Genomic DNA, 11,326 nt, shown 5'->3' on the forward strand with positions numbered 1-11,326 from the left:
CATGTACGAGTACGCCACCCGCACGCGCAAGGAGACGCCCCGACCATGCCCGGCATCACCGGCAACGGCGCCGTGACGCGCAGCACCCTGCGGCAGCAGATCGCGGACGCGCTCCGGGACGAGGTGCTGGCCGGGCGGCTCCAGCCGGGGCAGGAGTTCACGGTCAAGGAGATCGCCGAGCAGTACGGGGTGTCCGCGACCCCGGTGCGCGAGGCGCTCGTCGACCTGTCCGCGCAGGGCCTGCTGGAGGCCGACCAGCACCGCGGCTTCCACGTGCGCGAGTACTCGCTGCACGACCTCCACGACATGATCAAGGCCCGTGCTCTGGTCACCGACGGCATGTTCCAGGCCGCCGTCTCGGCGCCCGAGGCCTTCCGCCGGCCCGACGACCCGTACGTCAAGGCCACGCTCACCGGGGTGCGCAGGCGCGGCGAGGAGGCGCAGCGCGCGGCCACCGCCGGCGACCTGACCGTCCTGATCGGCTACGACCTGCGCTTCTGGCGGGAACTGGGCGCCCTCTTCGGCAATCCCTACCTCTCCGACTTCCTGAACCGGCTGCGCGTGCAGTTCTGGGTGTGCGCGGTGCAGCACCTGCGCCGCCGCGGCGATCTGCGCGGCCTGCTGTGGTCCGCCCACACCGAACTCGTCGACGCCATGGTGAGGGGCGACGCCCCGGCCGCTCGCGCGATCGTCGCCGCTTACAACGCGCACGACCTCGCCCTCGTCGAGCGGCTGGCCACCGCATGAGCGGGACCGTCACCGGGGCCGTCGACCTGTCCGTCGTCATCCCGGCCTACAACGAGGAACGTCGGCTCGGGCCCACCCTCGACGCGGTCACCGCCTATCTGGCCGACAACGAGGGCCGCTTCGGCTCGTGGGAGGTCGTCGTCGCCGACGACGGGTCCACCGACGGCACCGGCGGCCTCGTCACGGACCGCCGGGACCCGCGCGTCCGGCTCGTCGCCGGCGACCGCAACCGCGGCAAGGGCCACGCACTGCGCCTCGGGGTGGCCGCCACCCGCGGCCGCCGGGTGCTGGTCACCGACGCCGACCTCGCCGCCCCCATCGAGGAGCTGGAACAGCTCGACAAGGCGCTCGGCGAGGGCGGCGCGGCCGCGATCGGCTCCCGCTCGGTGCCGGGCGCGACGATAGCCAGGCGCCAGCACCGGGTGCGCGAACTGCTGGGCCGCGCCGGGAACTTGCTGATACGACGCATCGCGGTGCCCGGCATACGCGACACCCAGTGCGGCTTCAAACTCTTCGAGGGCGACCGGGCCCGCGAGGCGTTCGCCGCCTCGCGGCTGAGCGGCTGGGGCATCGACGTGGAGGTCCTCCAGCACTTCCGCCGCCGCGACTGGCCGGTGGCCGAGGTGCCGGTCCGCTGGGCGCACCAGTCCGGTTCGAAGGTCGCCCCGCTGGACTACCTACGGGTCCTCGCCGAACTGGGCCGGCTCAAGTCCCGTTCCGTCCGCCCGGCCGACCTGTTCGCCGCCGCGCTCTTCCTGCTGATGGCGGTCACCCTCTACTCGGGCCGGCTCTTCGATCCCGCCCACCGCTACCTCCCCGACTCCCTCCAGGACCAGAACCAGTGGGAGTGGTTCTTCGCGGTCACCGCCGACAGCGTCGCCCATCTGCACAACCCCCTGTTCACCGATCTCCAGGGCTTCCCCGACGGTGTGAACCTCATGGCCAACACGGTCATGCTGGGGCTGTCCGTCCCCTTCGCCCCGGTCACGCTGGCCTTCGGTCCGGCGGTCTCGCTGAGCGTCTGCATGACCCTGGGGCTCGCGGCCACCGCGGCCGCCTGGTACTGGCTGATCGTCAGACGGGTCGTACGGCACCGGGGCGCCGCCTTCACCGGCGCCTGCCTGGCCGCCTTCGCCCCGCCGATGGTCAGTCACGCCAACGCGCACCCGAACTTCGTGATCCTGTTCATGATCCCGCTGATCGTCGACCGGGCGCTGCGCCTGTGCGAGGGCACCCGGGTGCGGCGGGACGGGATCGTGCTCGGGCTGATGACGGCGTACCAGATCTTCCTCGGCGAGGAGCCGCTGCTGCTCGCCGCGATCGGCATGACCCTGTTCGCCGCCGCCTACGGACTCGTCCGCAGGGAGGTCGCGCGGGAGGCCTGGCGGCCCCTGCTGAAGGGCCTGCTGATCGCCGTCGCGGTGTGCCTGCCGATCGTCGCCTACCCGCTGTACTGGCAGTTCGCGGGCCCGCAGAGCTACAAGAGCGTGCTGCACGGCGACAACGCCGGCAACAGCCCGCTCGCCCTGATCTCCTTCGCCGAGCGCTCCCTGTTCGCGGGCGACGCCCAGAAGGCGGACGCGCTGTCCCTGAACCCCACGGAGCAGAACGCCTTCTACGGCTGGCCGCTGCTCCTGCTCGCCTTCGGGATCACCGTACGGCTGTGGGAGCACGCGCTGGTGAAGGCGCTGGCGGTCACGACGGCCGCCGCGGCCCTGCTGTCCCTGGGCCCGAAGTTCCGCGTGCCGCTGACCGACACGGTCTACCCCGGCCCGTGGGCGCCGCTCGCCCACCTGCCGCTGTTCGAATCGGTCATCGAGGGGCGCGTGGCGATGATCTGCGCGCCGGCGCTGGGCATGCTGCTGGCGATCGCCGTCGCCAGGATCACGGCGACCGGCCGCGTCGGCACGCTCTACGGCGGCCTGCTGGCGGTCTGTCTCGCGCTGCTGCCGCTGGTCCCGGCGCCGCTGAAGGCCGAAGGCCGTGCCCCGGTACCGGAGTTCATCACGGCCGGCCTCTGGAAGTCCTACGTCCGCGACGGCGAGACCCTGGTGCCGATTCCGCTGCCCGACCCCGGCAACGCGGAGGCCCTGCACTGGCAGACCGCGGCCCACCTCGGCTTCAAGCTCCCCGGCGGCTACTTCAACGGCCCCTACGGCCCCGACCGCGTCGGCATCTACGGCGCCGTCCCCCGTCACACCTCCAACATGCTGCGGGACGTGAGCTACACCGGGTCCGTACCGGCCGTCGGCAAGGACTGGCAGGCCCAGGCGCGGCGGGACTTCGCCGACTGGCACGCGGGCGTCCTGGTCCTGGCACCCCAGCAGCACGAGGAACCGCTGCGGGAGGCGGTGACGAAGCTGGTGGGCCGTCCGGGCACGTGGACCGGCGGGGTGTGGGTATGGGACCTGCACGAGGGGAGCTGAGCGGTTCCGCACCGACTACGCTTTTACACTCTTCTTCACACTCTTCGACCACCGAACACGCTGGAAGCCCTGCCCTCCCCGAGGAGCCCTCTTTGGCCTGTGACCTGTGGCTGGTACCGCTCGTCGACGTCTTGTGCCACACCCCGGACAACCCGTTCGCCGAGGAACTCGCGCAGTACAACAAGGTGCTCGCCGAAAACGGGCTTCCACCGGTGCCGGTGTACCAGTACATGCCCGGCCTGTCCGGGGAGGTGGCACCGGTGGCCGGATTCGACTACGACGCGCTGCATTTCCTGCGCCGCGCCTACCTCCTCCAGCTCTGCGGCCTGCCGCTGACCCCGGTCGACGAACTGGGCGGCGACTACGAGCAGTTGCTTGAGATGTTCGAGACGACGGCCCAGCAGTCCCACCTGGTCTGGCACTACGACCACGCCGGCGCGTACGTCCCGCTGGACTTCCCGCACCCCCTGTCCAACGAGGAACTCCTGTCCGGCGGCGGCCCGTTGGGCTCCTCCCAGGCTCTCCTGCGCGAACTGGAGCACGTCGCCCCGTCGTTGGGCATCGACCCGGCCAACCCCCCGGCCGCCCCCGACCCCCCGCTCGGCCCCACGGAACTGGAACAGCCGGCCGCCCCCGCGCCGTACGACCCCAGCCCGTTCGCCCGGGAACGCCACGTCTGGCTGAGCCTCCACGCGGCGGCGACACGGAGCCTGGCCCAGGGCTCGATGATCGTGTTCAGCTGAGGCACCCGCTCGCGGAGCTGATCGCCCTGCTGTGACCACGACCGTCGGGCGGGGCGGCCGGCACGGGTTCACCGTGCCGGCCGCCCCAGGTCCCGCCCCCGGGGGACGCCGTTCTAGAGGAACGAGTTGATCTCGATCGTCTCGTCGCGGCCCGGGCCCACGCCGATCGCGGAGATCGGGGCGCCGGACATGTCCTCCAGGGCCTTGACGTAGGCCTGGGCGTTCTTCGGGAGGTCGGCGAAGGTCTTGGCCTTCGTGATGTCCTCCTGCCAGCCGGGGAGGTACTCGTAGACGGGCTTCGCGTGGTGGAAGTCGGTCTGGGAGTACGGGAGTTCCTCGACGCGCTCGCCGTCGATCTCGTAGGCGACGCAGACCGGGATCTGCTCCCATCCGGTGAGGACGTCGAGCTTGGTGAGGAAGAAGTCGGTCAGGCCGTTGACCCGGGTGGCGTAGCGGGCGATCACCGCGTCGAACCAGCCGCAGCGGCGGTCGCGGCCGGTCGTCACTCCCCGCTCGCCGCCGATCCGGCGCAGCGCCTCGCCGTCCTCGTCGAACAGCTCGGTCGGGAAGGGACCGGAGCCGACGCGGGTGGTGTAGGCCTTGAGGATGCCGATGACGCGGCTGATCTTCGTCGGGCCGACGCCGGCGCCCGTGCAGGCACCGCCCGCGGTCGGGTTGGAGGAGGTGACGAAGGGGTACGTGCCGTGGTCGATGTCCAGCAGCGTTCCCTGGCCGCCCTCGAAGAGGACGACCTTGTTCTCGTCCAGCGCCTGGTTGAGGATCAGGACCGTGTCGGCGACGTACGGCTTGATCTGGTCGGCGTAGCCCAGCAGCTCCTCGACCACCTGGTCCACGGCGATCGCGCGCCGGTTGTACAGCTTGGTGAGGATCTGGTTCTTGGCGTCGAGGGCCGCCTCCACCTTCTGGGTGAGGATCGACTCGTCGTACAGGTCCTGCACCCGGATGCCGACGCGGTTGATCTTGTCCGCGTAGGTCGGGCCGATGCCACGGCCGGTGGTGCCGATCTTCCGCTTGCCGAGGAAGCGTTCCGTCACCTTGTCGACGGTGACGTTGTACGGCGTGATGACGTGGGCGTTGCCGCTGATCAGCAACTTGGACGTGTCGACGCCGCGCTCGTTCAGACCGCTCAGCTCGGAGAGCAGGACCGACGGGTCGACGACCACACCGTTGCCGATGACCGGCGTGCAACCGGGCGAGAGGATTCCGGAAGGAAGGAGGTGCAGTGCATACTTCTGGTCACCGACGACGACCGTGTGGCCGGCGTTGTTGCCGCCTTGATATCGCACTACATAGTCCACGGAGCCACCGAGCAGGTCGGTGGCCTTCCCCTTGCCCTCGTCACCCCACTGAGCACCGAGCAGCACAAGTGCGGGCACGCGCGTACACCCCTTCCGGGCGGGGCATGTCCAGGGTCAGGGGCGTACGCGGAGGGTTCACCGCCGCGTGCACCGCGACCGTCGTCGGCCGCTCAACCGTCGGACCGGATGCCCCGGAATAGACGAAGCCCCCGGCGCAATAGCGCAAAGGGGCTCTTGCACAAAGATGCTACCCGAGGAAGCGAGGCAGGACCGAGGTGGCGACTTATCCGACGTCCGATCAGCTGCTGGTGGTCATCGACCCGGTCGCCCGGAGGACGGACGGGGAGTCCGTACGGATCGCGAAAGACGTGCTCAGCGCGGGTGCGTCCGCCAAGGTGTGCCTGCCGGACGGGCCGGAGGAGTTCACCCGTGCGCTGGCTCGGCGCGGCTCGCGGCGGCCGGTGGTGATCGGCGACGACCGGGCACTGCTGCGGGCGGTGTCGGCGCTGCACCGGCAGCGGGAGCTGGCCGGATGCGCACTGTCGGTGGTGCCGGTCGGGGGTGCCCTGTCGCTGGCCCGTTCGCTGGGGGTGCCGACGGGACCGGTGGCGGCGGCACGGGCCGTGCTGGAGGGCGCCGAGCGACGGCTGGACCTGCTCGTCGACGACAGCGACGGAGTGGTGCTGGGCACGCTGCGCATTCCGCCGGTCTCCCCGCGTCAGGAGGATCCGGCGGGGTCCGCGGCGGTGTCGTCCGCAGCCGGACACCCGTGGCTGCGGACCTGCCAGTCCCTCGTACGGACGCTGGTGACCCGCCCGCCGAGGGCCACGGCGGTCGCCGGGCCGGGCGGCCCCTCCCGGCTGCGGGTGGAGGTCGACGGGGAGACGGTCGTGGACCTGGAGCAGCCGGTGGAGGCGGTCTCGGTCACGCCGGGCGGCGGCACGGGGAAGGCCGAGGTGGAGGTGCGGCGGCTTTCGGTGGGCGCGGAGGCGTCGCCGCTGCTGGCCCGGGGGCGCACGGTGACCGTCTCGGGAGCCGGCTTCCGCTACCGGGCGGACACGGTGGTGTCGGGGCCGGTGCGGACGCGGACATGGCGGGTCGTGGAGGGGGCCTGGGGCCTGACGCTGCCGGTGACGGGATGACGCCGCCGGTCACGGAGTGTCGCCGCCGGTCACGGGGTGAGCTGGATCCGGGAGTACGGCAGCCGCGTCACCCGCGGGCGTTCTCCTCCCGGTAGCGGCGCCAGCGCTCCATCATTCCGGCGACGTCCTGCTCGATGAACTCGAAGAAGGCCAGCGTGTCGGCCAGCCGGCGTCCCGCCGGGGTCTCGGCCCCCAGGCCGGCCACGCCTTCCCGCAGGGCGTCCTCCCACCGCTTGATGAGCGCGTCACGGCTGGTGAGCGCCTCGTACCACTGGTCGCTGTGGACCCGGTAGCGCTCCCGCCGCGAACCGGGCTCCCGCTCGCGGGAGACCAGGTGCACCTGGGCGAGGTAGCGGACCGCGCCGGAGACGGCCGCGGGGCTGATCCTCAGCTGACCGCCGAGCTCGGCGGAGGTCAGGGCGCCGGCGTCGGAGGCGAGCAGCGCGGCGAAGACCCGGGCCGGCATGCGCGGCATGCCCGCCTCGACGAGCTGTGCCGCGAAGTGCTCCACGAACTGCGACACCACCTCGGGATCCCGCTCCACCGCAGCTTCCCGCTCCGTCATTCCGGCCCCTCTCCCCTGCTCTCCCCTGTTCGGACACCCACCGTCGAGTCTAACCTCGCTTTTATACGCTTCCTTAACTTCACAAATTTGTGAAGTCCGCGTACGTTCCAAGGCATGACCAAGGCAAACCCCGCCATCGAGGTATCCGGCCTGCACAAGTCGTTCGGCGGCACGCGGGCGCTGGACGGCCTCGACCTGAATGTCGCCGCCGGCGAGGTGCACGGCTTCCTCGGCCCCAACGGCGCCGGCAAGTCCACCACCATCCGGGTCCTGCTCGGCCTGCTGCGCGGCGACTCGGGCGCCACCCGGGTGCTGGGCCGCGACCCCTGGGCGGACGCGGTCGAGGTGCACCGCCGGATCGCCTACGTGCCCGGCGACGTGACCCTGTGGCGCAACCTCTCCGGAGGAGAGGTCATCGACCTTTACGGCAGGCTGCGTCAAGGGGGCCGCGAGAAGCGCGTCAGGCACGGTGGTGGTGGACCACGGGCGGGCGGTCTCGACCGGCGGCGCCGGGACGAGCTGATCGAACGGTTCGAGCTGGACCCGACCAAGAAGGGGCGGACGTACTCCAAGGGCAACCGGCAGAAGGTCGCCCTGGTCGCCGCCTTCGCCTCCGACGTCGACCTGCTGATCCTGGACGAGCCGACCTCGGGCCTGGACCCGCTGATGGAAGAGGTCTTCCAGCGGTGTGTGGAGGAGGAGCGCGACCGGGGCCGCACCGTCCTGCTCTCCTCCCACATCCTCAGCGAGGTCGAGGAGCTGTGCGACCGGGTGAGCATCATCCGCAAGGGCCGCACGGTGGAGAGCGGCTCCCTGGCCGACCTGCGCCACCTCACCCGCACCAGCGTCACCGCCGAACTCGCCGGCCCTCCCAACGGGCTCGCCGGGCTGCCCGGCGTGCACGACCTCGACGTCCAGGGGCACCGGGTCCGCCTCCAGGTGGACACCGACAAGCTGAACGAGGTGCTGCGCTCGCTGAGCGAGTCGGGCGTGCGGTCGCTGACCTCCATCCCGCCGACGCTGGAGGAGCTGTTCCTGCGGCACTACCAGGACGAGGCCGAGGCGGGCTCCGGGACCGACGCGGAAGCCGCGGAGGTGGCGCGATGACCGCCGCCGTCTCCGCGCCCGCCGGCCGCTCCCGCAACCTGGCCGGCACCGGCACCCTGCTGCGGTTCGCCCTGCGCCGCGACCGCGTGATGATCCCGGTGTGGGTCGCGGTGAACGCGCTGATGGTCCTGTCCATGCCGAACACGCTCAAGGGCCTGTACGCCACCCCGGCCGAGCGCGCCGACCTGGTGCGCCAGATGGCGGCGAACGCCTCCCTGCGTGCCATGGTCGGCCCGGTGTTCGGCGACTCGCTGGGCGCGCTGACGGCCTGGCGGGTGGGGGTGTACGCGGGTGCCCTCGCCGCCGTCATGAGCCTGCTCGTCGTCGTCCGGCACACCCGGGACGAGGAGGAGAGCGGACGGCAGGAACTGGTGTCGTCCGGGATGGTGGGCCGCCGGGCACCGCTGACGGCGGCACTGCTGGCCGCGGCGGTCGCGAACGCGGCCCTGGCCCTGCTGATCACGGCCGGCCTGGCCGGGCAGGGCGCCGCCGGTGCCCTGGCCTTCGGGCTCGGGGTGGCGGGCGTGGGCATGGTCTTCGCCACGATGGCGGCGATCGTCGCCCAGCTCACGGAGAGCGCCCGGCTGGCCCGTGGTCTGACCTCCGCCGTCCTGGGCGCCGCCTTCGTGCTGCGGGCCGCGGGCGACTCCGGGACGGACGACGGCTCGTCGGTGCTGACCTGGCTGTCCCCGCTGGGCTGGCTGGAGGACCTGCGCGCCTTCGCCGCCGAACGCTGGTGGGTGCTGCTGCTGTTCGCCGCGGCGACCGTCCTCCAGGCGGGCATCGCCTACGAACTCGCCGGACGCCGGGACCTCGGCATGAGCTTCCTGCCCACCAGGCCGGGACCGGCCCGGGGCCGCCTCGCCACGGCGGGCGCGCTGGCCTGGCGGCTGCAACGCGGCAGCGTGCTGGGCTGGAGTATCGGCTTCTTCGTCGCCGGAGTCGTCTACGGCGGGATGGCGGACGGCGCGGCCCAGCTCGTCGGCGACAACGCCAAGGCGCGGGAGATCTTCCAGCGGATGGGCGGGCAGTCCGGTCTGACGGACGCCTTCCTCGCCGCGATGGCCGGGATGCTCGGCCTGGTCGCCGCGCTCTACGTCGTGGCGTCCGTGCTGCGCCTGAACGGCGAGGAGACGTCCGGCCGCGCCGAGCCGGTGCTGGCGGGCGCGGTGGGCCGGCTGCGCTGGGCCGCCGGGCATCTGCTGATCGCCTTCGGCGGGTCCGCCCTGATCATGCTCCTGGCCGGGCTGGGCATCGCGGTCGGCCACGGCGAGCAGGTCGGGCCGGTGCTCGGCGCGTGCCTCGTGCAGGTGGCCGGGGTGTGGGTGATCGGCGGCATCACCGTCCTGCTCTACGGCGTCCTGCCACGGGGGGCCGTGGCCGCGTGGGGCGTGGCCGGAGCCGTCCTGCTGATCGGCTGGATCGGCCCCGCGCTGAACGTCCCCCAGCTCGTGCTGGACCTCTCCCCCTTCGGCCACCTGCCGAAGCTGCCGGGCGGACGAATGGAATGGGGCCCGGTCACCACCCTGCTCGCCCTCGCCGCGCTCCTGGTGACCGGAGGGCTGGCGGGCCTGCGCCACCGCGACATGGGCGGCTGACCGGCTCAGTCGACGTACCCCTTGAGGTCCTCGGTGTCGAGTTCGAATCCGACGGGTTCGGGGAGAGCCGCCCTTTGACCGAGTTCTACGACGCGGACGTTGTGGTACCCGATCCGTGGGTCCGGATCGCTGTGGACGACGGCCTTCAGTCGGTCCCGGTCGACCAGGAGGCAGACCGGGACCGACTGCCGATCGTCATGCCCTTGATCCCGACCCGTCCGTCGATGAACTCCAGCCCGACGGCGTCGAATCTCTGGGCCACATACGTGGCGAGCTCCTCGAACTCCTCCACGGACCTCTGGGACGACGTGTGCTGCGCCATAACCGTCATGGTGCCTCCCCTCGCAGGCCGGCACCGGCATGCCGAGCCCGCGATCATGACCGGGCGCAGCCGTACGGAGATCAGCTGAACGGGTGAACCGGACGCGGGCGTCAGCCCACCGCCACGCTCAGCCCGTCCAGCCCGCGGATCACGAAGTTCGGCTTCCGGTCCGGCTCCGCCGCGAGTGTGAGGGCCGGGGCCCGCTCCAGCAGGGCCGTCATGGAGGCGGCCAGTTCGATGCGGGCCAGGGGGGCGCCTATGCAGTAGTGGATGCCGGCGCTGAAGGAGATGTGGGGGTTGTCCCGGCGGGTGAGGTCCAGGCGCCCGGGGTCGGTGAACACCGCCGGGTCGTGGTTGGCCGAGCCGAAGAGCATGGCGATCTCCGCGCCCCTCGGGATCGTGGTGCCCGCTATCTCGATCTCGTCCAGCACCCAGCGCTCGAAGAGCTGGAGCGGGGTGTCGTAGCGCATCAGCTCCTCGATCGCGGACGGGATCAGGGAGTGGTCCGCGCGCAGGGCCGCCAGCTGCTCCGGGTTGCGGAACAGCGCCCACCAGCCGTTGACCGTGGCGTTCACCGTGGCCTCGTGACCGGCGTTGAGGAGCAGCACCGCCGTGGAGATCATCTCCTGCTCGGTCAGCCGGTCGCCCTCGTCGTGCGCCGCGATCAGCCCCGAGATCAGGTCCTCGCCCGGCTCCTTGCGGCGCTCGGCGATCAGCTCCCGCAGACAGTCGGAGAACTCGACCGACGCCCGTACCGCCTTCGCCGCCGTCTCCTCGGACGGGTTCAGCTCGTACATCCCGCAGATGTCCGCCGACCAGGGCCGCAGCTGCGCCCGGTCCGCCTCGGGGATGCCCAGCATCTCGGCGATCACGGCCACCGGCAGCGGTTCGGCCACGTCCCGCAGCAGATCGCCGCCGCCCGCCGCCACCAGCTCGGCGACCAACTCGTTCGCCAGCCGGTGCACGTACGGCTTGAGCCGCTCCACCGTGCGCGGCGTGAACGCCTTCGACACCAGACGCCGGATCCGGGTGTGGTCCGGCGGCTCCAGGTCGAGCATCCCGTGGTCGTTGAGGACGTGGAACGGCTCGTGCTCCGGCGGGGGCGGTGTACGGCCGAACTCCTCGTGCGTGAAGCGGTGCTGGTACGTCCGGCCCAGCCGCCGGTCCCGCAGCAGCGCCGAGACGTCCGCGTGGTGCGGCACCAGCCACTGGTCGGTCGGCTCGTAGTGGAGCACGCGGCCCCGCGCGCGCAGCTCGGCGTAGGCCGGGTAGGGGTCGGCGAGGAACGCCGGGTCCCACGGGTCGAAGGCGAGGCCGGAAAGACCAGAAAGAGCGGACATGCCCGGACGTTAGCCCG

10 protein-coding genes are annotated in these 11,326 nt (G+C 71.8%); 6 read left to right on the forward strand and 4 right to left on the reverse strand.

The window, feature by feature from the left end:
• The first annotated feature begins 45 nt into the window (after positions 1-45).
• The 3 genes from ACWC91_RS29515 (at position 46) to ACWC91_RS29525 (ending at position 3,916) form a co-directional block, all read left to right on the forward strand.
• A complete protein-coding gene (locus ACWC91_RS29515; RefSeq protein WP_225077010.1) occupies positions 46-747 on the forward strand; it encodes a GntR family transcriptional regulator in 702 nt (233 codons plus the stop codon).
• Positions 744-3,173: a glycosyltransferase gene (locus tag ACWC91_RS29520; RefSeq protein WP_450642627.1), complete on the forward strand. Its 2,430-nt coding sequence runs from the start codon at positions 744-746 to the stop codon at positions 3,171-3,173. The genes ACWC91_RS29515 and ACWC91_RS29520 overlap by 4 nt, the downstream gene beginning before the upstream one ends.
• A gap of 92 nt (positions 3,174-3,265) precedes the next feature.
• Positions 3,266-3,916 carry a hypothetical protein gene (locus ACWC91_RS29525; RefSeq protein ID WP_225077012.1) on the forward strand — a complete coding sequence of 217 codons (651 nt, stop codon included), beginning with the start codon at positions 3,266-3,268 and terminating at the stop codon, positions 3,914-3,916.
• A gap of 113 nt (positions 3,917-4,029) precedes the next feature.
• Here ACWC91_RS29525 and ACWC91_RS29530 read toward each other — a convergent pair whose 3' ends face one another.
• On the reverse strand, positions 4,030-5,313 hold the full coding sequence (locus ACWC91_RS29530; protein WP_141359700.1) for an adenylosuccinate synthase: 1,284 nt from the start codon (positions 5,311-5,313) through the stop codon (positions 4,030-4,032).
• A gap of 197 nt (positions 5,314-5,510) precedes the next feature.
• Between ACWC91_RS29530 and ACWC91_RS29535 the strand changes: the two genes are divergently transcribed.
• Positions 5,511-6,377 carry a diacylglycerol kinase family protein gene (locus ACWC91_RS29535; RefSeq protein WP_450642084.1) on the forward strand — a complete coding sequence of 289 codons (867 nt, stop codon included), beginning with the start codon at positions 5,511-5,513 and terminating at the stop codon, positions 6,375-6,377.
• Between the two features lie 67 nt (positions 6,378-6,444).
• Here ACWC91_RS29535 and ACWC91_RS29540 read toward each other — a convergent pair whose 3' ends face one another.
• Positions 6,445-6,942, reverse strand: coding sequence for a GbsR/MarR family transcriptional regulator (locus ACWC91_RS29540; RefSeq protein WP_225077014.1), 498 nt, complete (start codon positions 6,940-6,942; stop codon positions 6,445-6,447).
• A 114-nt stretch (positions 6,943-7,056) separates the two neighbouring features.
• On the opposite strand from ACWC91_RS29540, the gene ACWC91_RS29545 reads away from it, so the two are divergent.
• Both ACWC91_RS29545 and ACWC91_RS29550 read left to right on the forward strand, forming a co-directional pair.
• On the forward strand, positions 7,057-8,049 hold the full coding sequence (locus tag ACWC91_RS29545; RefSeq protein WP_450642086.1) for an ABC transporter ATP-binding protein: 993 nt from the start codon (positions 7,057-7,059) through the stop codon (positions 8,047-8,049).
• Complete coding sequence (locus ACWC91_RS29550) at positions 8,046-9,647, forward strand: ABC transporter permease (protein WP_225077016.1); 1,602 nt, start codon at positions 8,046-8,048, stop codon at positions 9,645-9,647. The genes ACWC91_RS29545 and ACWC91_RS29550 overlap by 4 nt, the downstream gene beginning before the upstream one ends.
• A 145-nt stretch (positions 9,648-9,792) precedes the next feature.
• On the opposite strand, the gene ACWC91_RS29555 is transcribed toward ACWC91_RS29550, so the two are convergent.
• Both ACWC91_RS29555 and ACWC91_RS29560 read right to left on the reverse strand, forming a co-directional pair.
• Positions 9,793-9,969, reverse strand: coding sequence for a hypothetical protein (locus ACWC91_RS29555; RefSeq protein ID WP_450642087.1), 177 nt, complete (start codon positions 9,967-9,969; stop codon positions 9,793-9,795).
• A 110-nt stretch (positions 9,970-10,079) separates the two neighbouring features.
• Positions 10,080-11,309 (reverse strand): cytochrome P450, encoded by a 1,230-nt coding sequence (locus ACWC91_RS29560; RefSeq protein WP_376504558.1) that lies wholly within the window; start codon positions 11,307-11,309, stop codon positions 10,080-10,082.
• Positions 11,310-11,326: the final 17 nt, after the last annotated feature.

It is taken from the genome of Streptomyces sp. NPDC001204 (assembly GCF_053598035.1).

Bases quoted from the DNA above. Each gene is read 5' to 3' on its own strand.
- ACWC91_RS29515 (WP_225077010.1), top strand. From the start codon at position 46: ATGCCCGGCATCACCGGCAACGGCGCCGTGACGCGCAGCACCCTGCGG.
- ACWC91_RS29520 (WP_450642627.1), top strand. From the start codon at position 744: ATGAGCGGGACCGTCACCGGGGCCGTCGACCTGTCCGTCGTCATCCCG.
- ACWC91_RS29540 (WP_225077014.1), bottom strand. From the start codon at position 6,942: ATGACGGAGCGGGAAGCTGCGGTGGAGCGGGATCCCGAGGTGGTGTCG.
- ACWC91_RS29545 (WP_450642086.1), top strand. From the start codon at position 7,057: ATGACCAAGGCAAACCCCGCCATCGAGGTATCCGGCCTGCACAAGTCG.
- ACWC91_RS29550 (WP_225077016.1), top strand. From the start codon at position 8,046: ATGACCGCCGCCGTCTCCGCGCCCGCCGGCCGCTCCCGCAACCTGGCC.
- ACWC91_RS29555 (WP_450642087.1), bottom strand. From the start codon at position 9,969: ATGGCGCAGCACACGTCGTCCCAGAGGTCCGTGGAGGAGTTCGAGGAG.
- ACWC91_RS29560 (WP_376504558.1), bottom strand. From the start codon at position 11,309: ATGTCCGCTCTTTCTGGTCTTTCCGGCCTCGCCTTCGACCCGTGGGAC.